The 23,531-nt window shown below is 43.4% G+C and carries 23 protein-coding genes; 8 read left to right on the forward strand and 15 right to left on the reverse strand.

The features are described from left to right. Nucleotides 1-256 precede the first annotated feature (256 nt). From HED67_RS07795 to HED67_RS07805, 4 genes are all read left to right on the forward strand, one after another. On the forward strand, nt 257-988 hold the full coding sequence (locus tag HED67_RS07795; protein ID WP_221717972.1) for a LytR/AlgR family response regulator transcription factor: 732 nt from the start codon (nt 257-259) through the stop codon (nt 986-988). Between the two features lie 686 nt (nt 989-1,674). After that, the gene (locus tag HED67_RS07800; protein ID WP_221717973.1) at nt 1,675-2,289 is read left to right on the forward strand and encodes an ATP-binding protein; all 615 of its coding nucleotides are present in this window, start codon (nt 1,675-1,677) and stop codon (nt 2,287-2,289) included. A 19-nt stretch (nt 2,290-2,308) separates the two neighbouring features. Then, nucleotides 2,309-2,443 (forward strand): hypothetical protein, encoded by a 135-nt coding sequence (locus tag HED67_RS17230; protein WP_260702778.1) that lies wholly within the window; start codon nt 2,309-2,311, stop codon nt 2,441-2,443. Nucleotides 2,444-2,532: 89 nt separating this feature from the next. Beyond that, a complete protein-coding gene (locus HED67_RS07805; RefSeq protein ID WP_221717974.1) occupies nt 2,533-4,056 on the forward strand; it encodes a DUF4135 domain-containing protein in 1,524 nt (507 codons plus the stop codon). Between the two features lie 71 nt (nt 4,057-4,127). Here the strand turns inward: HED67_RS07805 and HED67_RS07810 are convergent, their stop codons facing one another. The 11 genes from HED67_RS07810 to HED67_RS07860 form a co-directional block, all read right to left on the reverse strand. Further along, entirely contained in the window at nt 4,128-5,321 is a 1,194-nt protein-coding gene (locus HED67_RS07810) for a site-specific integrase (RefSeq protein WP_221717975.1), read from the reverse strand. A 77-nt stretch (nt 5,322-5,398) separates the two neighbouring features. Then, nucleotides 5,399-5,602 (reverse strand): excisionase, encoded by a 204-nt coding sequence (locus tag HED67_RS07815; RefSeq protein ID WP_221717976.1) that lies wholly within the window; start codon nt 5,600-5,602, stop codon nt 5,399-5,401. 422 nt (nt 5,603-6,024) lie between these two features. After that, complete coding sequence (locus HED67_RS07820) at nt 6,025-6,276, reverse strand: helix-turn-helix domain-containing protein (protein WP_221717977.1); 252 nt, start codon at nt 6,274-6,276, stop codon at nt 6,025-6,027. Beyond that, nucleotides 6,263-6,700 carry an RNA polymerase sigma factor gene (locus tag HED67_RS07825; protein ID WP_221717978.1) on the reverse strand — a complete coding sequence of 146 codons (438 nt, stop codon included), beginning with the start codon at nt 6,698-6,700 and terminating at the stop codon, nt 6,263-6,265. Before HED67_RS07825 ends, HED67_RS07820 begins: the two co-directional genes overlap by 14 nt. 503 nt (nt 6,701-7,203) lie before the next feature. Next, nucleotides 7,204-7,398, reverse strand: a complete 195-nt coding sequence (locus tag HED67_RS07830) for a cysteine-rich KTR domain-containing protein (protein WP_456298678.1) — start codon at nt 7,396-7,398, stop codon at nt 7,204-7,206. A gap of 11 nt (nt 7,399-7,409) precedes the next feature. Next, entirely contained in the window at nt 7,410-9,158 is a 1,749-nt protein-coding gene (locus HED67_RS07835; RefSeq protein ID WP_221717980.1) for an ABC transporter ATP-binding protein, read from the reverse strand. Continuing rightward, nucleotides 9,151-10,959 (reverse strand): ABC transporter ATP-binding protein, encoded by a 1,809-nt coding sequence (locus HED67_RS07840; protein WP_221717981.1) that lies wholly within the window; start codon nt 10,957-10,959, stop codon nt 9,151-9,153. Before HED67_RS07840 ends, HED67_RS07835 begins: the two co-directional genes overlap by 8 nt. A gap of 123 nt (nt 10,960-11,082) precedes the next feature. Continuing rightward, a complete protein-coding gene (locus tag HED67_RS07845; RefSeq protein WP_221717982.1) occupies nt 11,083-12,564 on the reverse strand; it encodes an ABC transporter ATP-binding protein in 1,482 nt (493 codons plus the stop codon). After that, a complete protein-coding gene (locus tag HED67_RS07850) occupies nt 12,561-13,241 on the reverse strand; it encodes an energy-coupling factor transporter transmembrane component T family protein (RefSeq protein ID WP_221717983.1) in 681 nt (226 codons plus the stop codon). The genes HED67_RS07845 and HED67_RS07850 overlap by 4 nt, the downstream gene beginning before the upstream one ends. A 4-nt stretch (nt 13,242-13,245) precedes the next feature. After that, nucleotides 13,246-13,851 carry an MptD family putative ECF transporter S component gene (locus HED67_RS07855; protein ID WP_221717984.1) on the reverse strand — a complete coding sequence of 202 codons (606 nt, stop codon included), beginning with the start codon at nt 13,849-13,851 and terminating at the stop codon, nt 13,246-13,248. A 145-nt stretch (nt 13,852-13,996) separates the two neighbouring features. Then, entirely contained in the window at nt 13,997-15,031 is a 1,035-nt protein-coding gene (locus tag HED67_RS07860; RefSeq protein ID WP_246612154.1) for a helix-turn-helix transcriptional regulator, read from the reverse strand. A 209-nt stretch (nt 15,032-15,240) separates the two neighbouring features. On the opposite strand from HED67_RS07860, the gene HED67_RS07865 reads away from it, so the two are divergent. The 4 genes from HED67_RS07865 (at nt 15,241) to HED67_RS07880 (ending at nt 18,002) form a co-directional block, all read left to right on the forward strand. Next, nucleotides 15,241-15,597, forward strand: a complete 357-nt coding sequence (locus tag HED67_RS07865) for a helix-turn-helix transcriptional regulator (protein ID WP_221717985.1) — start codon at nt 15,241-15,243, stop codon at nt 15,595-15,597. Nucleotides 15,598-15,829: 232 nt separating this feature from the next. Beyond that, nucleotides 15,830-16,159, forward strand: coding sequence for a plasmid mobilization protein (locus HED67_RS07870; RefSeq protein ID WP_221717986.1), 330 nt, complete (start codon nt 15,830-15,832; stop codon nt 16,157-16,159). Next, a complete protein-coding gene (locus HED67_RS07875; protein WP_221717987.1) occupies nt 16,120-17,472 on the forward strand; it encodes a relaxase/mobilization nuclease domain-containing protein in 1,353 nt (450 codons plus the stop codon). The genes HED67_RS07870 and HED67_RS07875 overlap by 40 nt, the downstream gene beginning before the upstream one ends. A gap of 83 nt (nt 17,473-17,555) precedes the next feature. Further along, the gene (locus HED67_RS07880) at nt 17,556-18,002 is read left to right on the forward strand and encodes a hypothetical protein (protein ID WP_221717988.1); all 447 of its coding nucleotides are present in this window, start codon (nt 17,556-17,558) and stop codon (nt 18,000-18,002) included. Between the two features lie 172 nt (nt 18,003-18,174). On the opposite strand, the gene HED67_RS07885 is transcribed toward HED67_RS07880, so the two are convergent. The 4 genes from HED67_RS07885 to HED67_RS07900 are packed head-to-tail and all read right to left on the reverse strand — an operon-like array spanning nt 18,175 to nt 23,444. Next, nucleotides 18,175-18,540, reverse strand: a complete 366-nt coding sequence (locus HED67_RS07885; protein WP_221717989.1) for a cysteine-rich VLP domain-containing protein — start codon at nt 18,538-18,540, stop codon at nt 18,175-18,177. Then, nucleotides 18,537-18,749 (reverse strand): transposon-transfer assisting family protein, encoded by a 213-nt coding sequence (locus HED67_RS07890; protein ID WP_456298679.1) that lies wholly within the window; start codon nt 18,747-18,749, stop codon nt 18,537-18,539. Before HED67_RS07890 ends, HED67_RS07885 begins: the two co-directional genes overlap by 4 nt. Next, nucleotides 18,746-19,696, reverse strand: coding sequence for a hypothetical protein (locus tag HED67_RS07895; RefSeq protein ID WP_221717990.1), 951 nt, complete (start codon nt 19,694-19,696; stop codon nt 18,746-18,748). Before HED67_RS07895 ends, HED67_RS07890 begins: the two co-directional genes overlap by 4 nt. A gap of 4 nt (nt 19,697-19,700) precedes the next feature. Next, nucleotides 19,701-23,444, reverse strand: coding sequence for a YodL domain-containing protein (locus HED67_RS07900; RefSeq protein ID WP_221717991.1), 3,744 nt, complete (start codon nt 23,442-23,444; stop codon nt 19,701-19,703). Nucleotides 23,445-23,531 lie beyond the last annotated feature (87 nt).

Genomic DNA, 23,531 nt, shown 5'->3' on the forward strand with positions numbered 1-23,531 from the left:
CTGGGGAAAAATGAATCGCGGGGCACGTGAGGATAGCTTGTAGATACTTGGCTCAGTAGAGCCATTGAGCAAGAAGCCCCCACTTCAAAATCTGTGATTTAAGTGGTGGGAGCATGTCACTACTTGAGTGGTGATACCACCAAACAGCAAAAATAGAATTAAAGGACAAAAACAAAGAGTTAAGGGACGCGATATCCCTGAAATGTCAAATTATGCTAAAATCATTGTCGGAATTAGGACAAAAGGGAAAGACATCATGTTGAAGATTACAGTGATAGATGATGAGAAGGATTACAGTGAACTCATCCGTCAGACAGTTGATAACTGGCTGATGGAAAAGGGATGTCAGGGTGAAATTGACTGTTTTGATCATGCAGAAGATTTCAAGGCTCAGATTGAAGCGGGCAGATGTTATGATATTTATTTTATGGATATCGAGATGCCGGATATCAATGGTATGGAACTGGCAACTTACATCCGTATGAAATATGACTCGCCGTATATCGTTTTTGTGACGGCCCATATGGAATACAGCGTGAAGTGCTATAGGTATCATGCCTGGCAGTACATAACGAAGGACAGTATACGAACACTGATACCGGAGACTATGGATTCACTGATTCATTATTTGCAGGCACACAAATCCAATTATTATATGATCGAAGGGGCGAATGATCTCATCCGTATTGCCTATGATCAGATCCAGTATCTGAGCAAAGATGGCAAATATACCCTGTTTTATACCGACAAACCGGAGGTATTCAGAGAACGCCGGGCACTTTCAAAGGTGATTGAGGATATGCAGCAGGTGGATGATGCTTTTATCATGACGGACAAAAGTTATGGCGTGAATATACGTCATGTGCTGCGGCTGAAAGACCATATGCTGATCATGCGTAATGGTGACAGTGTGCCGGTCAGCCTACCGAGATATCAGCAGGTCAAAAAAGCCATCAGTGATTATTGGGGGCGGCGGGCATGGAAATAGCAGGGATTACCCTACGAGTGCTGGAAATCATAACGGTGATTCTGTGCGGCATCAGATTAGCTGTACCACCGGGACATTTCCGGTGGGAACGGCTGTGGACGAAGGTATTATATTGGATATTAATTATTTTTTGGATTACCATTAATGCGGGGAATATTTATTTTTTTAAGTTTTCATCTATTGGTGAGCTTATAACGGGTATTGGAATATTCATTTTATTGATTATTTTTTATGATACATATTTTTGGCAGGTTTTTGTGCAATTTTTTATTTATTGGTACACAGTTTATGTCTTTAGGCATCTATATGTTTTTACATTATGCTATTTGGAGCATATTCATTTAAAAAACTATGTGACAGTTGCAGATGGCCTGGGATGGCATTGGATACATATCTGTGGAATGGCAGTAACTATTAGCGTATCTTTGTGGTTGTGTTATCGTATGAAAGGTGCTCCACTAGTTCAACGTCGTTATAAAAAGGATTATAGATATCTGACACTTTTTGTTTTGGCAGAAATAATGATTGGAGAGTATCTTTTTAACAACGATGTTGAAGGATTCTTTATTCAGGGAGAGTACATTCTGTTTAGTACAATTGTTTTTATATGTTTGTTTAGCGTTTTAACAGCGATTATTTTTTACAAGGGATATAAGGACATGCAATATCAGCAGCAGATTTCTGATATGAATTTTGAAATGCTGAAGAGACAGTATGAGATGATTCAGAAGATGTATACAGAGAAAAGAATGTTGCTGCATGATTCTGTTCATCAGGATGTGTTGATATTGGAATATTTACATGATAGAAAATATGAAGAAGCCCAGACTTATTTTGAAAAGAAGATTGCAGCAACAAAAAAGAGAAGCAGAAACAGATATACAGGGATTGAAGTGTTGAATTTGATGCTGAATTACGAGATAGAACAGGCAGAAGAAAAGGCAATTAATGTAGACTGTGCTGTTGAAGTGTATCATTGTCCTGTGGATGAAACAGAGCTATGTATCATTATAGGCAATTTATTTGATAATGCTATTGAGGCAGTCAAAGATCTTCAGGACGAACATAGACAGATTGATTTCTCCATACAAAATCCAAATGGTATTTTTCGTATAGAAATATCAAACCCTTATGAAGGCGAGAGAAGAAAGATAGAACATCATTATCTGACCACGAAGAAACAAAATACAGAAATGCATGGGTTAGGGTTAATGAGTGTTAAAAAAATTGTGGAAAAGTATGATGGATTAATGGAAATCAGTGATAAAGACAACGTATTCAGAGTTGTTGTTACGTTATGATGAAGAGAGGTAATAACGAATGCAAGAGTTAGAATTAACAGAAAAGCTGTTAAAAGAGATAGAATATATTGAGAAATTACAAGAAGTAGAAGAGTTTGATGTTGAGAAATCTACAGGTCAGGGTGGTGGAATTTACACATTATTTTGTTGTTGATTATCAAAAAGGTGCCTACAGTGATAGGCACCTTTTTGATTTGAAAAATAAATTTGTAGACAATGGCTCTTAACTTGGTGGATATTGAAATGGATAGTAGAACTTTATTACAGATAATAAATAAAGGTGAAAAAGCAAAGCAATTTTGGGAAAAATTTTTAGGCAAAGATATACTGGATGAATTGTTAAAGTATCCTGAGCTTTTGAGTATGCAGGATGCGAAACGTGCAAAGGTTACAAAAGAAGAAAAAGAGTTTTTTGTTAAATGCATATTCAGTGTAAGTACAGAAAATGGATTTAAATTTGAAAGAGAAGAACGAGTTTTTGATAGTTTTTATGAGAAATTGGGTCAGTATATTAGAATTATTTTGAAACAAAAGCTGATTGCTTCACTAGTAGAAAATATGATAGACAGTCTGGTAAAACAAATAGTTCAGAGAGTTTTTTGGATTCCCTTCAGATGTTTGATAGTAGATATGCATGAGAAAAAAGATGATGGGCAATTAAATGGTCATTCAAGTGCAGAAGAATATGATGATTATGTGAGTAAGTGCTTACTGAATGAGAGAGAATACAGAGAATTTCTTAAAAAGTATCCGGTTATGACAGATTTATTGATTTGTAAAATCAGAGACTATATTAATTATTCGAATGAAATATTTCAGCATTTTTATCAAGACAGAGAAATACTTAGTAAAGGCTTTCATATCGAGCAAAACGCTATGGAAATCACAGAGCTCTCTTTTAATCAGGATGAAGAACATTTTCCGGGGAGAATGGTGGCACGGGTTGGATTAAAAGGTGGACAGAGAATTTATTATAAACCTCATTCTTTATTATTGACAGAACAGTACCAGAAAATAGAAAACTGGTTATGGGAGAAGATGGAACTGGAAAAATCAAGACATTTGGTGGTATCGGGGGATGATTATGGCTGGGAACAGGAAGTAACTGAAGCTGAATGTAAGTGTGCAAAGGAAATTAAGGAATTTTATTATCGATGCGGTGCGGAATGCTGCCTTACTTATGTACTTGGAATGACAGATATTCATATGGATAATGTTATAGCACATGGAAAGTATCCGGTTATTATCGATACAGAATTTATGTTTGATCGCCGAATTGAGGTTGGTATACAAGGAAAAAATCTGCAGCAGAATTTGATGGATACAGTGATGCATACGGGATTTGTGCCAAACGGAATGGGAACAATGCATGTAAATGTTTCTGTTTTGAATACATGTGATGAACAGAGATTGTCGGTAAAAATGCCCATGGTCATTCATAAAGGTACGTCCGAGATGAATATTTCCTATCACTATCCAAAATTATCACATAAAAAGAATATGCCAATATATGAGGGAAAATATATAAGTTTTGAAAATTATATGAATGAATTTATAAGTGGTTTCAGAAGAACATATGACTGTATTAAAGCGGATCCAGAAGTATTGGTGGGGATGTGTCAACCAATAATGAAGAAGAGCGTAAGATATCTTTTTCATACAAACCTATATATAAAAATTGATTATCTTCTTATAATTTCTCAAATGCCGTTAAAGCCTTATGTTTCAAGGCTTTTCGGCATTTCCTGTTTCGGGAGATGTTCTTAAAACTTCTTAAATCCCCTCATGTTTTTCTAATCAGAAGTAGTAAACAGAGTAGTAAAACCGCTATTTACTACCTATGCAATCAGCCGTTCCATTTCGGCTACTGCGCTGTCAGAGGTTGCATGGGCGTAATAGTTCAGCGTCATTGTGATGTTGGAATGTCCCATAATGTACTGTAATGCTTTCGGGTTCATTCCTGCGTTTGCTAAGTTGGTGCAGAACGTGTGGCGTAGGGTGTGCGGCGTTGTTACTTTCGGTAATGCTTCCTCATGGCATTTGTTGTACTTCTTCACAAGTCCCCGGAACATACTTTCATAATTGACAGCTACTTTCGGTAGTCCGTCCCGGTTCAGAAAGAGAAAGCCGCTGTACCCGCCGACTGTAAACGGTGTTGTACGCTTGCGTTCTTGCAGCACCCGCTGAAATGCTTCACATACCTTTGTACTCATGGGGATTTGCCGGACACCGCTTTTCGTTTTCGGTACTTCAATGTGATACCCAATGCCGGAAACTTTCAGCAGTTGGTGATCTACATTGATTAGCCTGTTTTCAAAGTCAATGTCCTTTTCGGTCAATCCGCAGAGTTCGGAAATGCGAAGTCCTGTTCCTAACAGTATGGCGATTTCATCATAATACTTTCGATAGACTTTATCGCCCTCGATAAAGGACAGGAAAGACGCTTCCTGCGTAGGGGATAATGGCACCTTTGGCTCCGTATCATCTTCAAGAATGGTGTTGAGCTGAAAGTCAAACGGATTTTTGCGGATATAATCGTCCTGTATGGCTGTGTAAAAAGCAGCCTTTAAGGAACGCTTGTGGTTGTTAATCGTCTTGAACGAATAGCCTTTCTCTTTCATGCGTAAAGCCCATTCTTTCGCATCGGAGAGCTTCACGTTTTCGATAGGGCAGCCGCCTAAACTATCTTCTTCCAAAATCCGCATGAGTTGTTTTCGTCCCTGTTTTGTACCATGCCGTACATTTGCCCGGTGGCGTATCTGCTTTGCGTAAAGCTGGCAGACGGTCATTTTCTTGCCGATTGGGTCTATCCCGTCGTCAAGGTCTTTTTGGATTTCTTTCTCCTTTTCCCGGAGTGAAATATCCTCCCGTTTTCCTGCCGGGGTCTTGTCGGTCGGTACTAACTTCCAAGCATAAACAAACTGCGCTTTTCCAAAGGTATCAGTATATTTGTAAGCATATCTCCCGTCTTTTCTCTGGCTCTCTCCTGTGCGTAAGATACGGTTTTTGTTATCGCGTCTTTTTTCTGACATTTGCGTCATGCTCCTTTCCATGACGGAAAGAGCCTTGATATGCCTGTATTTATTATAGCATATTCAAGGCTCAAAATCTATATGGTGTCCAAAGTATCTATGACTTTTTCAAATTGTTTTCTCTTTATCTGAATACGGTTGCCGTTCAGAAGCACCCAGTTTGAAGATAGGTTTTCCTCTGCCAGTTTCCGCAGCTTGTTTTCACCGATACGGAAGTATTTAGACGCTTCCTCAATCGTAAGCGTATACTTTTCCCAAATAGGCACATCAAAATTGCTCATAAAATACCCCCTTTCGTGAGAATGAGCAAAAAGTTGATAAGTTACTAAAAGCGGCTTTTATCAGACGATTGTTAGCTCAATCTCACGGGAGTTGCACCCCTGCGCGGTTCTCGCGCAGCCCTACCCATTGCCTGCGACGCTTTGAACGCTCGGACTGTGGCTGTAAGGGAGTATCATTATGTATTTTGCGTGTCGTCGCCCACAAGCCGCTACACTTGTTTTCCGGTGTGGTGTTACTCGCTCGACTTTTTCCTGTTTGGAAAAAGCGTCATGGCGCACCCGCCGTATGGCTCGGCGCAAAAGGAACGTATCTGATTTGCCCTATGCTGCGCCGCCGTTATCTTGCGTCGCTTTCTTTGTCAAGGAGCAGAAAAGGCATGATAACCATAGGCAGCGGAAAGGGGGACGCTGCCGGGTCTACCTTATACCTTGAATGAAAGGACAGCCCGCATGAGCTTTGACCGTAAGCGGTCGCGTATGTCCTCGTCTATGCCGTAGTAGGTGTTGCCGCGTTCGTCGCGGAGCTTTCTCATAGACAGGGACGCTATGTAGCTTTCGTAATGCTGTACGACAATCTTCATAGCTTCCGGGTCGCCCTTTGTTGCGGCTATGATTACCGGGTACGGTAACAAGCCGCGCTCGTCCTGTTCGGTGTTACCATTATGTGCAGTCATAGGCGCGTTCCTCCAAATAGCGTTTTAACAGTTCAAATGAGCTTGTCCGTCGGTACTGTACCGTGCTTCTCGGAATGTCGTGGAGCTTTGCAATCTCCGCGTCGTTCATATCGAAAAAGTAATACAGCAATACGGCTTCCCGTTTGTCGTCCGGCAAGCTGTGCAGGGCTTCGGCAAGCAGCTTCGCAGTTATTTCCTTGCCTGCCACACAAAAGGATTTTTCAGCTTCATCATGTTCAAAGTAAGTGTCGTAGGTGTAAAGCTGATTTTCCTCTTGCGGAGTAAGGTCAGAAAACGAAACTTCTTGTAGCTGCCGCCTTTTGATCTCCCCGTGAGCATTGATAGCTTCATTCTTCAATGCCCGCTTGCAGAACCCGTTAAAAGCACATCGGATTTGCCATTGGGTACGATTAGGTTCATTCATGGTATCACCTCCTTTCGCAACCGCGAAAGCGGGTGATGATTTCCCCTTTCGTAACCCCTCAACAAACGGCACGGGGAAAATGCCAAACAGTCAGAGAAAATTTTTGAAAAAAGTTTAAGAGCTGTCCATGCTTTGCACCTCCTGCCAGAATTTCAGAAAATGAAAAGAACAGGGGGAGAGCGGCAGCCGACAGAAAAACAGAAATTTTGCAAGAAAAAACCCGACTGCGTATAAACGCAATCGGGTTTAAAAGCATTATCAATTCTATTTAGTTGTTTTGTCAGTTCCCATCTGAAACCGCAAACTCCCGGTGGAGGAACAAGGCTTTTTTTAATTGGTGCAGGTTATGGGTAGTGGCTAATGAAAATAACGACATTATACCCCTCCTTTCCGGGCAAAAAAGAAAGAGCCGATAAACCGTGTACCTAAAAAGGTCTACGGATTATCGGCTCTGCGTCTAAGCGTCTGGCTCTAATTATGAAATAGGAATCTATATTTTCACTTCACTTATCAATCTTTTCGGTTGATAATTTCACTGCCGTTATAACCATATCCTTAACATTGATAAGCGTTTCCTGTCTGCACTTTGGGCAGAGTAATGGGAAGTTTTCAAGCACTGTGTCCGGGCGCAGCATTATCCGCGTTTTACTCTTGCAAACAGGGCATAACAGAAATTCAATTTTACACAAGTGCTTCACCTCTTTATCATTTATACATTCAGTTTCCAGTTGGCAGAGTTCATTTGCAGTTCAACCAATTTATGATACAATCCGTTCTTTGCCATAAGTTCAGAATGAGTACCGTTTTCCGCAACAACTCCGTTTGAAAGAACAACAATCTGATCTGCCGCTTCGATGGTTCTCATTCTATGTGCGATAACCAAAACTGTTTTACCCTTAATGAGCTTTGCGATTGCATTTTGGATTTCAGTTTCATTGTCCACATCAAGAGAAGCTGTGGCTTCATCCAGCAAGATAACAGGGGCGTCTTTCAGCAGAGCACGGGCAATAGAAAGACGTTGACACTCACCACCGGACAGCGTAGAGCCATTTTCGCCAATGACAGTTTGATAACCTTGCGGAAGCCGTTCAATAAATTCATGGCACATAGCAGCTTTAGACGCAGCTATCACATCTTCATCAGTAGCATTTTTGCGTCCTACACGAATATTCTCCATAATTGTGTTATTAAACAGCACTACATCTTGAAAAACGATAGAAAAGTATTTCATTAGCATAGTAGAATCTAATGGTGCAATATCTTTCCCACCTAATAGGATTCTTCCGCTTTCCAGAGGATAGAATTTAGCAGCCAGCTTAGCAACTGTGCTTTTGCCACCGCCGGACGGACCAACTAACGCTGTAACTTGACCTTGCTTCGCTGTAAAAGAAATATCCTGCAAAACAGTTTTTCCGTTTTCATAAGAGAATTTTACGTGGTCAAATGTAAGATTAAAGCCGTCTGGTTGAGTGATCTTTTCGCCAACTTCTTCTGGGTATTCCTCGATTTCACGTAGCCGTTTTACCTGCAAGCCGACATTAAATAGTTCTGCCATGTTTGACATAGCACCTGAAAGCGGGTCATACAGTCGGGAAGCTGCAATCAGAAACAGAATATAAGTGAATAAATCTATTTGACTCTTTACGACAAGACTGTTACCAACGACAATTACCGTCGCCAGACCTAACCTAAGAAACATTTGTCCAGTTGTTAAAAGACTTGCAGTTGTTAATTCAGATGATATTTGAGCCCTTTCCGCAGCGTCCAGTTTCGCATCTAATTTTTTTAGATATGCTTCCTCTTGATTGCACGCCTTAATGTCCTGCACAGTTTCCAGACATTCTTGAATCCCCTCCGCAAGTTCAAGTTTGGCTCCCATGTGCTTTTTTCCAAGTTTCTCTTGCCATGTTCGGGAAAGAAGTACGATTGCAAAGGAAATTGGAGCAACCCACAAAAGTGCAAGTCCCATCTGCCAGTTGAAAATAAACAGTCCAATACATACGATAGCAGTTGAAATCACAGCTCCCCAAAATTGAGGGACGGTATGGGAAAACGCGTGTTCAAAACTGGCACAATCGCCCATAATTGCACCTGTCAGATCAGAGAGATCGCGCTGGTGGAAGAATGATAGTGGCAAAGTCCGCAGCTTTTCCGCAAGACGAATACGCCGTCTTGCACTTTCAGCATAAGTTCCCATGTATGCTGCCGTATATTGGAGATAATGCAGGATAAATATTGCTGCTAAAATTACAATTCCTACTCCTGTATAAAAGACAACGCTATGCTCCGGTGTTACTGTTCCGAGTAACGGTGATAATAGCTGATTTAGAACAATCGCCAGCAAAATAACAGGGAACATTAAACTGATATTGGCAAGAACAGAGTAGACAATTCCCTTAAATAAATCTTTTGCGCCCTGTTCGCTGAGTGCGTATTTTCTTTTCAATGCTTCAATCATTGTCTATATCCCCCTTTCCAACTTTCCAAGAAATCGAAGTCTGATAATCATTCCACATAGCTGCATAAGTGCCACCCTCGGACAGCAACTCGTCATGTGTACCTCGTTCTATAATTTTCCCGTCCTTAAATACTAAAATTAAATCGGCATCCTGTACGGTGGAAAGTCTATGTGCAATCATCAGTACGGATTTTCCTTTTGTCAGTTCTTCAAAAGCAAGCTGAATCTTATGTTCATTTTCTGCGTCGGCAAATGCTGTTGCCTCGTCCAAAACAATGATAGGTGCGTCTTTCAAGATGGCTCTTGCCAGAGCAACACGTTGATTTTCGCCGCCGGAAAGATAAGTACCTCCGCTTCCAACGACAGTATCAAGCCCATTCGGAAGCCGGTCTATAATCTCTTTGCATTGCGCCATTTCCGCAGCTTTCAATACTTCCGCACGAGAAGCCGATGGTCTGGCTGCCCGGATATTTTCTAAAAGGGTATCTTTGAAAAGGCGTGTATTTTGAAACACGAAAGCAACCTGTTCCATCAAATCACGTTTTTTAATGTCGCGAACATCAACGCCACCAACAGAAACACTACCTACCTGAACATCATAAAAACGTGGAATAAGGCTTGCGGCTGTACTCTTACCGCTACCGGACGCACCCACTAAAGCAACCTTTTGTCCAGCCAATACGTCGAAGCTCACTTGATCTAATGCTTTTTCCGTTGCTCCCGGATAGGTGAAAGACACATCCTTAAAGGTAATGCTTGCGTTTTCCGGGACTTTTGGCGAAGTAGGCTCTGTCAATGGTTTTTCCTGCAAAATAGCTTCTACACGGCTCACTGCACTTTTAGCAGCCATAAGCTGCTCACTGGCAAACATAATCCGATTCATCATGATTGCACAGACTGGGGTAAATAAACTATAAAACAGAAAATCAAGGACTACATCTTCATAAGCCGCTTGACCGCTAACTCCCGACAGAATAAACATAGCTATTGGAATTAAAAGAACAAAGGTGCAATTCAGCGTGACGGTAAATCCTGTCAACGGAATCCTGCATTTTATCGCATAGCCGGAAGCAAACTTTTCGTATTCCTCTATCGCTGCATGAAAGTTTTTGAAAGAATAAATGGTTTGCTGAAATACTTTTACCACAGGAATACCACGGATATATTCAACGGCTTCCTTGTTCATCTTCTCAAGTGCTGTCATGTACTTAGACATGAACTCTGCGTTGTCGCCACCCATCATCTGCTTTAAGAAAATCACACTGATTGCCATAGGAATCAGACAGCAGATACCAAGCCGCCAATCAAATAGGAAAACCAATACTAAAACAGCTATCGGCATGACCACAGCTCCGGTCAGATCGGGAAGTTGGTGAGCTAAAAAGCCCTCTGTAAGTCCTGCGTTGTCATCAATAATTTTCCGTAAGCGTCCGCTGGCGTTTTGACTGAAATAGCCAAGTGGCAAAGTTACGATATGATGCATGGCCTCTTTTCTCATATTCGTAGCGGTACGAAAAGCTGCAAGGTGGGAACAGTTCAGTGCTAAAAAATAAAGTAAAATGCTCAATGCAGAAAACAGCACTGCAAGCCACGCATATCGGCCGCTGGAAACTGCAAGCGTAATATCTCCCTGTCCGATGGCGTGAATGAAATCCCGAATAACAAGCCAAATGCAGACATACGGCAACATAGATAAAATGGTACTGATTCCAGAGAGCACACAGCCCAAGATTGTTAAGCCGTGATATTTTCCGGCATATTGAAACATTCTGGACAACTCTCTATTGTTTTGCTTATCCATAAACTAAGCTCCTTTCAAAAGAAATAGGTGAGTTAATGCGCACTAACTCACCTAATATGATAGGACAATATCTTATTTTCTGCCACTCTAAGCGGCTTCTATCTATCCAATCAGACATATTGTTTAATGTGCCATCAAGCAAGAATATAATTTCTCCAAGTTCCCTTGAATCGGAAAATCATCTATATGGTTTCTGTCCGAAAAATATAGAGCACGATTGCATGTCATAGCCGCAAACTCATAATCATGTGTAATAACCAAAATCGTTTTTCCCTTTTCAGTAAGAGATTTTAGATGATCAGAAATTCTCTGCATATTTTGAAAATCCAAACCGCTGGTTGGCTCGTCCAAAATCAAAATCGGGGTATCTATCCAATCCGATACTGCTAATGTTAGCCGCTGTTTTTGACCACCGGAGAGAGTGGCTGGGTGAAAGTCACTCCATTCAGACAAGCCGTAAAGCGTTAGTAACTCCTTAATTTGAGTGTCCGTTGCTTTTTTTCGGTTTAGCCGCAATTCTTCTGCTACGCTGTCACCGAAAAATTGAGATTCTGTATTTTGCATTACAAAATAGGCAAAGTCTTTTCTTCTTTTGCGTGAAACCTTTTTCCCACAATAAAGTATATTTCCGGCGTTTTCCTTTTTTATACCGCACATAATATTTGACAATGTTGATTTTCCAACGCCGTTATGCCCGATAATAGCAATCAAATCTCCTGCGTATGCCTTGAAAGAAAGATCTTCAAAAACAGGATTCTTACGATAGGCGAAAGAAAGATTTTCAACAGAGATAGTTTCTGTTTTCTTTACTTGCACTGGAGGGATAGTTTCTATTTTTTGCAAATCCGCAGTGCGAATCCCTATGCTTTTGCGTTCCAATTCTGATAATTGCAGAAGCTCCATTGCAGACCACTCTTTTTGCAATCGACCGTTTTCCATATAAAGAAAGCGGTCTGCCAGATCGGTCAGATAATACAAGCGATGTTCTGCCACTACGATTGTGTGCCCTGCTTGTTTTAGTTTTCGCATGAGTTCTTTTAATGCTTCCACCGAAAACATATCAAGATTAGCAGAGGGTTCGTCAAAGACATAAATTTGTGGATTTACTGCGTTGACAGAAGCAATCGCTATTTTTTGTTTTTCACCGCTGGACATGGGATATATTTCTTTTCCCAGCAGCATTTCTCCGTTAATATCTTTGACTGCTTTGGTAACTCGCATTTCCAATTCTTCAAATGGAACACCATAATTTTCACAACCAAATGCAATCTCGTCCTCTGTAATGCTGGCAAAAAATTGACTGCGTGGGTCTTGAAAAATTGAACCGACAAGTTTTCCGATTTCATAAACGGGATAATCGGAAATAGGAACTCCCAAGAGAGATACATTTCCGGTCAATGTCCCCTCATAAAAATTATTAGCCAGCCCATTGATAATTCGTGTAAGAGTTGTTTTGCCACATCCGCTACCACCAGTTAAAACAATAAACTCGCCAGTTTGAACTTCTAAATTGATGTCCTTTACGCTGGGACTTTCTGCCCCCGGATATTGAAAGGAAACCTTTTCAAACGAAATTGCCGTATGTTCTTTACTGCAATTAGTCATACTTTCACCATCCCCTCTAAAACGAAATACATAACCGTGATAGCAACAGCTATTACACACATAAGCCAATCCTGTTTGCGAAATAGAAGTTTTCTCCGGCAGGTATGCTCTCCCGGATTTGAAATACCACGGCTTTCAGCGGAAGCAGCCAATTCCTCCGCAATTCTGGAAGAACGGAAGATCACAGGTGTTACAATATACTCCATAGCGTCAAGGGGATGTTTCCAAGATAATAATTTTCGTAGCCGTAAAGAGGAAAATACATCTGCAAATTCACTTCGTATAGTTGGAAAGAAACGCAGCGTAAAAGTAATAGGCAGTGCGATTCCGCTTGGAGCATGAATTTTCTTGAATACAGCCACAACTTCTCCCGGTGGCATTCCAAAAACAGGCTGTGCAGCCATAACCATCATTAAAATGCGAAGCACCATAAACAGGAACATTTCCGGCATTAAAAATGTAATTCCATTCCCGCCAGAGAATAACCGTAGCAAAATGAACACGCAGCATACCGCAAAATATTTTATTGCCTGCCGATAAAAGCCCTGAATCAGCAGGTATATACACAGACAAACTAACAGTGTATATATCAAAATGTCGCTTGTGAGCACTGCCACAAGCGACATCGTGAGGGCTATGACAAGCAGTTTTGTTCTGAAGTCAAATTTCACGCCCATAATATTATTTAATTACCCCGCTCTTTCTGAAGTGCTTTACAATCAGCTTATTGCTGATTACACAACCAAGAATAGCAAGAGCCGCAGTAGCCGCCAAGCTCAAAAGCACCCACTTCGGATCGGTATAATACTGGGTCTGAATCTGAACCTGTGCTTCGCTGACACCGGTAGCAAGAAACGCATCCTTGAAGAACCAAATCTCCGACATACCATGTGCAGCACGAACGAGAGCGGTAATAACCCAAGAAATCGTAACTCTCTTAATATCGTGATAGCTGTCCTTGCCACACATGGAAAGCTCTGCGATAATGCCGCCACCTAAAAACCACGGAATCATAAACGGTCCCATCATCAGTCCGGCAATGATCGCCCACATGATATTGTAAACCAGTGCCGGACCGTGTTTGCCAACTTTCATACTCATGTAAACATAGAATGGGGCAAGAATCAAACCAGCTCCGGCAGCGTTAAAAATCATAGAGTAAAACAGAGAAGCTCCTGTAAGCATGGAGTATGCCATAAACACAGCAAACATGATAGCACAGAATATACCCATAGTCGCTGCGTCTTTGACAGACAATTTTGCAGATTGCGTTTTTTCGTTTTGCATTGTTTTAGAATCCTCCTTTATCTCAATACGGTTAGCTTGCTCTAACCGATAGGTCAAAAAATAAGTCAGGTGAGCTTATTCCTGCTTTTTCTGACAGAATATATTCTAAATCAAATTCATTTTTCTTGCCACTCCGAGCGGACTATTACCTATCCAAAAGGACATTCTTTCTAAATTCCGTAGGTGATACTCCGTATACTTCACGGAACGCAGAGGTAAACTTATTTGGATTTTCATATCCGATACTGTTTGCAATCTCTGTGACTTGCAGATTTGTTTCTATCAACCATTTCTGTGCCATTTGTAAACGATAGGTACGAAGATAAGCATATACGGAAGTTCCATAGACCCCACGAAAACATTTCTTCAAGGTAGTCGTAGAGATTTCAAATCTTTCGGATAGCTGTTCGATCGTGTAATGTGCGGATAAATCTTTTGTGATAAAGGCGGCAATTTCCTTTATCAGCTTGACTTGATTTTGATTATAGTAGTCAGTCTGTACTACCTCTTTTACTGTATCGAGATCGCTTAAAAATAACAACAATTCAAGCGTTTTAATTTTCATATATCCCGGTTTGCGTTGCTCTCGCACATGATATAATTCAGAAAAAATGTGTTCAATAGACGGATTTGCACGCATGATACACAGTCGGTTATCATCGCAAATATATTTTTGGATATAGTTCAAATCAATGTTTAGCAGTTCCATCACTTGCCGCATTTCCGGCAACAATTTATCTAAATCAATAATAATAGTAATGCCATGATAATGATTAAGCGGAAATGAAGAATACGATTTCTTTTTCATTGCAGAACTGATAGAAAGATCACCAGCAGCCATGTAACAGCAACTGTGTTCTCCAAAACTACACTCATACCGACCTATGCAACAATGGTTAATCTCAATCAGATTTTTAGCAGTAGCTTGATTTTGATTACAATAGGTCATGTGCATATCATTGTAATATAATTCTATTCCGCTAAACACTTGATAGGTGGTTATTTTTCCTGTTCCTGTTTCGTTAGATAATTTATAAACTTTGCAATCTGGACACAGTTTAGTATTATCCTCAACAGGTTCGCCGTATAATTTAGCTCCTTCAAATTCTAACGGTAAGGACGCTTGAGCAGTCAAAATATCAATGGTATTGTTAATCGCTTGTTTTTTCAAGGCGGACATTCCCAGATTCCTCCTTTCGGTTTGATGTGTCTAATTCACATTAAGTATATTCAAAAATAACGATGAAGTCAATAAAGCTGATTATATTGTACTCAATGCACATAACATCTTCAAGATACATATTGTGAATTATTTAGGTCAACAGTGGGAATTGTATAGACGTATCGAAAAGCGATTAGGAACTATACAATATAACAGGGTGAATAATTATGGCAAAACGACCTGTACCACTTTATGACTTCGCAGCTTTCGGGCAAGCTATAAAAGCGGCGCGGACAGAAAGAAAAGAAAGTCGCAAGGCAGTAAGCGACGCAATGAATATTTCTCCGCGTTATCTAACCAATATTGAAAACAACGGACAACAGCCAAGTCTGCAAATCTTTTATGAGCTTGTGACCCGTTACAATATATCGGTAGACCAATTCTTTTTCCCCAATAAGGGAGCTGAAAAATCCACGCAGCGGCGGCAACTTGATACGCTGCTCGACGGTATCAGCGACAAGGGATTACGGATTGTGACCGCTACGGCGAAAGAGGTTGCGGAAATCGAACATGAGGACAAATAAGCTGTCCGAACACAACTGAATATTGTAGAAACAAGCGTTGCAGCCCTTAGAGGATTGCAGCGTTTTTTCTTTGTGTTTTTTGGCAAAATCGGGTGTTGCGTTGTAGTAGGTATCAGAGGATAAAACTTTCATAGCAAGCATAGGAAGTGTGTACCCACTTCCGTATTTTGCCCCGCAAAATGGCTTGTTGGGAAGTGTCCCAAACCCTCGATACGAAAGGAGCGACAAGCGCATGAGTGGCAGAAAACGGACGGTACAGATCAAATTCTATGTGACAGAGGAAGAAAAGAATTTGATTGAGGAAAAAATGAAGCTGATACCTACCCGCAATATGGCGGCATATCTGCGGAAAATAGCGATTGACGGATATGTTATCCAAGTAGACCATACGGACATAAAAGCAATGACCGCAGAGATACAGAAAATCGGTGTCAACATCAATCAGATTGCAAAGCGTGTAAACAGTACCGGCAGCGTCTATCAAGAGGACATAGAGGAAATTAAGGGGGTGCTTGCGGAAATATGGCGGTTACAAAGATTAAGCCTATTAAAAGCACGTTGAGAAAAGCCCTTGACTATATCCAAAACCCGGATAAGACGGACGGAAAAATGCTTGTGTCCTCGTTCGGGTGCAGCTATGAAACGGCAGATATTGAATTTGAATTTACCATAGCGCAGGCGTTGGATAAGGGGAACAATTTAGCCCACCATTTGATACAGTCCTTTGAGCCGGGAGAAGTGGACTATGAGAAAGCTCACGAAATCGGACGGCAGCTTGCCGACGCAGTAACAAAGGGACAGCATGAGTATGTTTTGACAACACACATAGACAAGGGACACGTCCATAATCACATCATTTTCTGTGCCGTAAACTTTGTAGATCACCACAAGTACAATTCCAATAAGCGCAGCTATTACGGCATACGAAACATCAGCGACAGGCTGTGTCGGGAAAATGGATTGTCCGTTGTTGTTCCGGGCAAAGGAAACAAGGGAAAAAGCTATGCGGAATACCAGGCGGAAAAGACCGGGACAAGTTGGAAAGGCAAGTTAAAAATCGCCGTGGACGCACTCATTTCTCAAGTGTCCGATTTTGAAGAATTGCTATCACGATTGCAGGCTATGGGCTATGAGATAAAACCGGGAAAATATGTGTCATGCCGCGCTCCGGGACAGGAACGCTTTACAAGGCTTAAAACCCTCGGTGCAGATTATACAGAAGAAGCCTTACGGGAACGTATCAAGGGAACACGCACCCGTACTGTCAAAGCTCCAAAACAACAGAAAAACGGTATCAGCCTGCTGATTGATATTCAGAACAGTATCAAGGCACAGGAAAGCCGGGGCTATGAGCAATGGGCGAAAATCCATAATCTGAAACAGGCGGCAAAGACGCTGAATTTCTTGACGGAACGTAAGATTGAACAGTACGCAGACTTGACCGCTAAAATCGCGGAAATTACGGCGGCAAATGAGCAGGCGTCAGACAGCATAAAGGCAGTTGAAAAACGGCTTGCGGATATGGCGGTGCTGATTAAGAATGTCACGACCTATCAAAAAACAAAACCTGTCTATGATACATACCGCAAGGCAAGGAATAAGAGTGGCTACCGGGCAGACCACGAACAGGCGATTATCCTGCATGAAGCGGCTGTAAAAGCATTACAGGCGGCGCAGATCGGTGGCAAGCTCCCAAGCGTTACCGTCTTGCAAAATGAATATGAAAAGCTCCAATCGCAGAAAGAAGCCCTTTATGCGGATTATGGAAAACTGAAAAAGCAGGTCAAGGAATACGATGTTATCAAGCGGAACATTGACAACATTTTGCGGCAGGACAGAGAGCCGGAACGGGAGAAAGAAACAGAGCGTGGATAATAGGCTTATGGTAGAAATCTTCAAAAAGTCATGGTACAATGTATATAGCATTTATATTGTTAATCAGAAAGGAATTTTACATAATGAAAGAATACATTGAGGAAAAAATTAAAAAACTGCAAGAAAGAGGCGACCCTAAAGGCTATCTTTCACGTTTAGCAAGTACAGATACTGAAATACGCAGGTTGTGGAAAGCCGAAGTTCAAAAAGATAATACTTGTTGGCGTAATATAAATACTAACGCTGATGTAATTGATTTGATAGAACATTTCGACGGACAAGTGCGTTTTGTAGAGGATAACGTTCCTTATGGAAGCGGTCATATTGAGGACGGATATAATATGGCTTTAGCCGAATATCGAGCAATACAAGGATTGCGTAAAATGGCACAATTTATAGACCCAAATCCTTTTAATCAAACACATTTTACACCAATATCCGAAAATGAAATCGACAGACTGTTTGAGCGTATGAACAGTATTGTTGACAGAATGAATAATCAGAATTTTCGTAGAGCTATGCAAGATTGATAAAAAAAGACGGGACGCGGCAGCTATCAGATAGCCACCGCGCCCCGTCTTTTTGTAGGTGCAGTTTTTATGTTACGCAGTAGAACGCCGTTTTTCTTAGGTTATGGATAAATCCTTTGCCACTATGAGAAATGCTCCCGGAAAGCCTTACAAATCAAGCCTTTTTTCGTGTCTACTCCGTAACACGGGTGCGTCTTTTCCTCATGCGTTCGGCGGCTTGTTGCCGTGTGATACGCTTTCGGCAGTCCGGGCAGTATTTGACGCTGTTTGACTTTGACGCAAAGGAAGTCCCGCATACGGTACAACGCTTTTTATCCTCGGCATGGAAAAGTTCGGCATACAGCAGCGTATCATTGGGAAGTACGGCAGTCTTGAACCATTTGCAAAGTAGCGAATAGGAAATGAGCTGCGGACATACGCACTCGTCCCCGTCGTCAAGCAAAATGCAGTTTCCATTGTCGCAGTTGCAGCAGGATTTTTTCACAAGAGCATTTACCCTCCGGCTTTGCTGCGGCGAAAGCCGCTTAATCCCGGTCATACTTCATCAGCGGCATAAACGGCAAGCTCGTCATATTCCGTTTCGGTCAGCGCGTCCACTTTCTGCATGGTACGCTCTGCAAGCTCCCGCATATCCGCGTCCATAAAAGGCAGCGCGGCATTGATATTTTCAAGCAATGCCCGCTTGCTGTCCTCTGCGTAGATACTCAAAAGGTTTGTTTCTTCAACGGTAAATCTGTTCATGCTCATACCTCCAATTCGTGATTTTTTGTTTTCGCCGCCTTTTTCGGGGTGGTCTTTGTTTTGTCTGCTTTGAGCTGTGCCCGGATAGACTGGCGCAGCTTTTTAATTTCTCTGTCTCGGTTTTCGTCCCTGTTTATCTGTGCATATACGCCGTGACGGTCTTTCAGAGGAGATAAGACAAGGCTTTGATAAGGCAGCATGGCGGCAAGCCGTTCTGTGTCCCTGCTTGACGCAAGCTGCATGAAAGCTGGGGAAAGCTCTACCATGAAATGCGTTTTGTTGGGGCTGTTGGGTGTTTCAAGCTGTTTCATACGCTCTACAATGCGCCTTGCTTCGGCTTCGATACGTCCGTCATGCAATGCGGCGATATGCTCCGCAAAATTGCCCGGTGCCAGCGTGCTGCGGCTTCGTTTTTCCTGTTGTAGCAGATCACGCAGGGCTTCCGGGTCGTTGGGCTTTGCTTCAAACCGTTCAAACTTTCCAAGCTGCGGGTCGGGCGTTCCGTGAATGACATAATTCGCGGGCTGCTCCCGGCTTCCGTTCTCATAGATCAGCGTGTGGATGTCAGCGGCTAAAGCCTGTTCCTTGACACGCTCATAATGTTTTGTGTAGTCAAGCTCATATAGATTGCCCTTGATTTTTCCGTCCTCAATCCCGGTCAGTTCCACGGCATAGGCAAGAATACGGTCATGGCTCTGCTCCTTGTGGAAACGCCATGTATTGTGTGCTGCGGTGTTTTTTAGAAAAACGTCACGCTCCCGAAAGCAATGTGTCCCGGACGGTCGGGACAGCCATAGCAGCGTTTTATCCTCGGCGGCAGGTTGCCCCGCCGCCTTTGTGATAATCCGCTTGTCAATATCAAAATCATTTTGGAAAAAGCCTGTGTTTGTCCGCATGATTGCTTCAAGGGACGATAACACGTCCACGTTTTCAAATTTACTTAATTTCCCCATGCGGTCAGCTCCTTTCCAAATCCTGTGATTTTACCCGTGTCTTTTTCTGTGCAGTCCGTTGTTTCTCCGCTTTGAGCTGCGCCCGGATAGAGGGCTTTTCTTCCTTGCCCTTGCCGCGCTGCTTATCAGCCTTAATAGCGTCCGCAAGGTCGGTCAAAGAGATCTGCTCCCCGGCTTTTGCTTTTTTCTCCAGTTCGTCCACGGTCGGGGTGTTATTGATGATACCGTCAAAATTGTTGTCGTTCTGCTCGATAGTGTCCTCAACGTGCTTTAGGGGATTTTCCGGCTGTTTCCAAAACTCCGGCACTTCCTTGTAGCCGATACTGTCAACATAGTGTGCGGTGTCCTGTCCGTTCTGATGAAGCACCACCACATCGGAAACGGAAAGGCTGTGTCCCTTAAAATCTTTCGGGTGGTCTACATTGAAGCGGGTATAAATATCTTCAAGGGTAGTTCCCGGCGCAAGGTCAGCGGTATAGATACGGTCATAGTTTGCCATATCCACCGTATGCCCGGTTGCGGTCAGTCGGTTGTAAGGCTCAAAACGCAAATCCGTTGTTTCGTCCCCACGCTTTAGCTGATAAATGGAAAAGGTGTCTTTCTCCTGCGGCAGCTCCGGCGCAGCTTTTGTTTCTTCCTGTGTATGTTGGGCAGTACGATTATAAAAGACTTCCCATGCAGCTTTTTCTACACCGAACAAGCCGCCTTTTTCTGCGTGTTCCCTTAGTTCGGAAAGACTTGTAACTGCGCCCTCTGTTCCGTCCTCATAAATGCAGAAGATTTCTAAATCCTCATGGAAAAGCCGTTCTGCGGCTTCCTGCTGCAAGGGCAGCATACCGTCCCATGTATAGCCGTATTCCTGCATATCGGAGATTTGAATGGTCGGGTCGGGCAGGGCTGCGGTCTGTTCGGTTTCCCGTTCCTGTTGCAGTTCTTTCAAATACCCGTCAATGCTGTTGATGATCTCCGCTGCGGCACTTCGGATTGTTTCAAGAGAGCTTTTCAGCTCGTCAAGCTCCCGTCCGCTGCTCCACCCGGCAACATACCCAAAGGAATACTCGGACGTATCAAGTCCGTAATGCTGGCAGACAGCATACGCCACGCTTTCAGCCTGTACCTCACGGGTGCGGCGGTCGGGTCTGTCGGTCTGTTCCGTGACAGGGGCGTTTAAGTCAATGTCGTGCAGCTTTGCATGGGCGATTTCATGGATAGCGGTTTTCAAGGTCTGAAGCTCGCTCATTCCCTCGTCAATGGCAATCCGCTTTTCCTCCAAGTGGTAGTAGCCGTGTGCGCCGCCCTCGATTTTCTCAAAACCGATAGGAACAAGGGAAGTCTTTTCAAGGGCTGCGAAAACGTCCTTGAAACGCTCCACGTCCCCGGTCAGCATATCCACGGCAAGGTTTGGGATTTCCTTTCCCTCGGTCTGCGACACGTCAAAGACAGATACCACCTTAAAGGCAGGTATTGTGATTTCTTTTTCCTCCGTTACCGGCTTTCCGTCTGCACCGATTACCGGCTTTTGTGTCGCCGGATCGATTTTCTCCATTTCCTGCTTGACTTTGAACGGGGACGGTGCAAGGATTTTGATACCCTTTTCGCCTTTCATCACATTTCGCTTAAAGTTATTTTTCCATGCGTTAAAGCCTGCGATAAGGGAAGCGTCTGGCTTTTGCATGGCGATCAGCAGCGTATTGTTAAAGCTGTAATTATGGAATTTTGACATAACGCGCAAATATTCCTTGTAGCGTTCGCTGTCAAACAGCTCCTTGATACCCTGTTCCAAACGGTCGGTGATCTCTTTGAGTTTTTCTGCGGGTTTCTCACTCGTCAGCACGATAGGGATTACCGGGCGGGGCTGTGTCGGCTCTGCGGTCAGCGTTGCCGCCTGTGGGGAAATTACCGCGTCAAACTCGATTTTCTCCGGTGCGGTGCGTTCCGACTGCGGATTGCTCATAATGCGGTAGTCCTCCGGCACGGCGCGACCCTCAAACTGTCGTTCCCATTCGTCGCCGCTTTTTACAAGATAGCCGTATGGGGTAAATACACCCTGCTCCTGTGCGGCGGCGTTCTTTCCAAAGGTCACGAGGTCAATCCCGGCTTTCCATTCTTCGGGCATTTCCACCATGCCGGATTGATTGAGATAGTAGCTGCCTAACTGCTGTACGGTGTGAACCTCCGGGATATGGACGTAATAATCCACGTTGTAGGTAAAGTCGATTATCTGTCCGATATTCTCAAATCCCTGTTTCTGCTGCAAGGCTGCGTTGAGCTTCGGGATTTCCATAGGGTCAAGCTGTGCCAGTCGCGCCGCAAGGAAATTCAGGCTGTCAATGTCAGCGGCACATACCATGTCATAGGGAAGTGCAACGTGCCTGTCCGCATTATCGGAATAGCCGTGAATGAAAAAGTCCTGCGGATTATCTGCGGTAATGCCGACACTTTCCATAGCGGCGTGAAGCTGCTCTTTCGTGGCGGGCATATCAAGCCAAGTGCCGCCCGGCTGCCCGGTTTCAAAACGGCTGCGGCTGTCAATGAGGATAGCAAACTGTCCCTGTGTCTGTTCCGTCCTCTGTTGGGGGATAGCTGCCTGCGTTGGCTGCGGCTGTTCCTCGCCCTCCACGGTGTAGCCCGGTAAGAGCTGCCCGTTTACCTTGAAATGGTCTGCGTATTCCTGCGGTATTGTCGGGGAGATTTCCGTAAATAAATGCTGATAGGCTTTGATACGCCCATTCAGATATTTTTCCATAGCCGCCTTATCCGCAAAAACCTTTCTGTCCTGTCCGGCGATTTTTGCCTGTCCGTATCTGTCCGGGCTGTTGGTATGAACGCTCCATGTCAGCGTATAGGAATACGGGATAGATTTTCCCTGTTCCCGGTCATAGCGGGTATTCTCGTAAATGTGGTAGCGCATTTGATAGACGCTGTTGCTGATCGTATGGTTGTTGTTTTCGTCTGCCTGCCATTGATTTTCGGTGTGCGTGACAGCGGGTGTCCTTGCATATTCAATGGCTTTGTCAAAGGTCAGCGTATTACCTGCCTGTGCTTCCCAAGCCGCCGCCTGCTGTTTCAAGGCTTCAAAAATCGCCTGTTCCGCTGCGGCACTTTCTTCCCGCTGTCTGATAAGCTCCGCAAGCGGTAAGGCGGTCAATGCGGAAATATCGGCTTTGCCGCTTTCAAAATAAATGCCGCGCTCAATCCTCATACGGTCGGCAGCGTCCAAGTGGTCACGGTCATAACTGGAATAATTCAATCTGTTTTCGCTCCTTTCCTGTGCAATCATCTTGTGCATGAGGTCGTAGTCCTCCATGCTCATGTGTCCGTCATATACATACGGGTCAATATCTTCTCCGTCATAGGGTTTCTCATGGAATGGAAGTCCTGCGGCATGGGCGGCTTGCCGTGCTTCCTCCAATACTTCCGGGGGCAACGTGTCGTCGTGGGCTTCGATAAAATCCGCAACGCTGTTATAGCCGTTTTCATAGTGGCGGCGTACTCCGGCAGCCATTTCGTCCACGGTCATGTCCTCGCCTAAATAGCCGCAATAGTAGCTGTTGAGCATGATGGCGGCGGGGTCTTTTTGCCGGATTTCTTCAAGGCGGCTTTTATCTTCTTCGGTAAGAGCGTCGTTTGCTTCCAAGTAGAAATAATCGCCGTTCCATGAACGCCCCTCGCGCCAAAAGGCAACCCAAGCGATACCGTCCCTTAGTTCTTCCTGATACTGTTTTACAGTGTCCCGTAAACTTGCCATGCGGTAAACCTCCTTTCGTGGTGGTGTGAATAAGGGTTTGGGATTATCCCAACAAGCAAAAATCCCGCCTATCTCGTCAGAGAAAAG

Source organism: Pseudocoprococcus catus, assembly GCF_019734885.1.
Taxonomy (GTDB): Bacteria; Bacillota; Clostridia; order Lachnospirales; family Lachnospiraceae; genus Coprococcus_A; species Coprococcus_A catus.

Excerpts from the sequence above, each read along its gene's own strand:
- HED67_RS07840 (WP_221717981.1), bottom strand. The coding sequence starts at position 10,959 with ATGGATAAGCAAAACAATAGAGAGTTGTCCAGAATGTTTCAATATGCC.
- HED67_RS07855 (WP_221717984.1), bottom strand. The coding sequence starts at position 13,851 with ATGCAAAACGAAAAAACGCAATCTGCAAAATTGTCTGTCAAAGACGCA.
- HED67_RS07815 (WP_221717976.1), bottom strand. The coding sequence starts at position 5,602 with ATGAGCAATTTTGATGTGCCTATTTGGGAAAAGTATACGCTTACGATT.
- HED67_RS07825 (WP_221717978.1), bottom strand. The coding sequence starts at position 6,700 with ATGAATGAACCTAATCGTACCCAATGGCAAATCCGATGTGCTTTTAAC.
- HED67_RS07860 (WP_246612154.1), bottom strand. The coding sequence starts at position 15,031 with ATGTCCGCCTTGAAAAAACAAGCGATTAACAATACCATTGATATTTTG.
- HED67_RS07845 (WP_221717982.1), bottom strand. The coding sequence starts at position 12,564 with ATGACTAATTGCAGTAAAGAACATACGGCAATTTCGTTTGAAAAGGTT.
- HED67_RS07850 (WP_221717983.1), bottom strand. The coding sequence starts at position 13,241 with ATGGGCGTGAAATTTGACTTCAGAACAAAACTGCTTGTCATAGCCCTC.
- HED67_RS07895 (WP_221717990.1), bottom strand. The coding sequence starts at position 19,696 with ATGGGGAAATTAAGTAAATTTGAAAACGTGGACGTGTTATCGTCCCTT.
- HED67_RS07805 (WP_221717974.1), top strand. The coding sequence starts at position 2,533 with ATGGATAGTAGAACTTTATTACAGATAATAAATAAAGGTGAAAAAGCA.
- HED67_RS07810 (WP_221717975.1), bottom strand. The coding sequence starts at position 5,321 with ATGTCAGAAAAAAGACGCGATAACAAAAACCGTATCTTACGCACAGGA.
- HED67_RS07890 (WP_456298679.1), bottom strand. The coding sequence starts at position 18,749 with ATGAGCATGAACAGATTTACCGTTGAAGAAACAAACCTTTTGAGTATC.
- HED67_RS07885 (WP_221717989.1), bottom strand. The coding sequence starts at position 18,540 with ATGACCGGGATTAAGCGGCTTTCGCCGCAGCAAAGCCGGAGGGTAAAT.
- HED67_RS07865 (WP_221717985.1), top strand. The coding sequence starts at position 15,241 with ATGGCAAAACGACCTGTACCACTTTATGACTTCGCAGCTTTCGGGCAA.
- HED67_RS07820 (WP_221717977.1), bottom strand. The coding sequence starts at position 6,276 with ATGACTGCACATAATGGTAACACCGAACAGGACGAGCGCGGCTTGTTA.
- HED67_RS07795 (WP_221717972.1), top strand. The coding sequence starts at position 257 with ATGTTGAAGATTACAGTGATAGATGATGAGAAGGATTACAGTGAACTC.
- HED67_RS07800 (WP_221717973.1), top strand. The coding sequence starts at position 1,675 with ATGAATTTTGAAATGCTGAAGAGACAGTATGAGATGATTCAGAAGATG.
- HED67_RS07870 (WP_221717986.1), top strand. The coding sequence starts at position 15,830 with ATGAGTGGCAGAAAACGGACGGTACAGATCAAATTCTATGTGACAGAG.
- HED67_RS07900 (WP_221717991.1), bottom strand. The coding sequence starts at position 23,444 with ATGGCAAGTTTACGGGACACTGTAAAACAGTATCAGGAAGAACTAAGG.
- HED67_RS07880 (WP_221717988.1), top strand. The coding sequence starts at position 17,556 with ATGAAAGAATACATTGAGGAAAAAATTAAAAAACTGCAAGAAAGAGGC.
- HED67_RS07875 (WP_221717987.1), top strand. The coding sequence starts at position 16,120 with ATGGCGGTTACAAAGATTAAGCCTATTAAAAGCACGTTGAGAAAAGCC.
- HED67_RS17230 (WP_260702778.1), top strand. The coding sequence starts at position 2,309 with ATGCAAGAGTTAGAATTAACAGAAAAGCTGTTAAAAGAGATAGAATAT.
- HED67_RS07835 (WP_221717980.1), bottom strand. The coding sequence starts at position 9,158 with ATGATTGAAGCATTGAAAAGAAAATACGCACTCAGCGAACAGGGCGCA.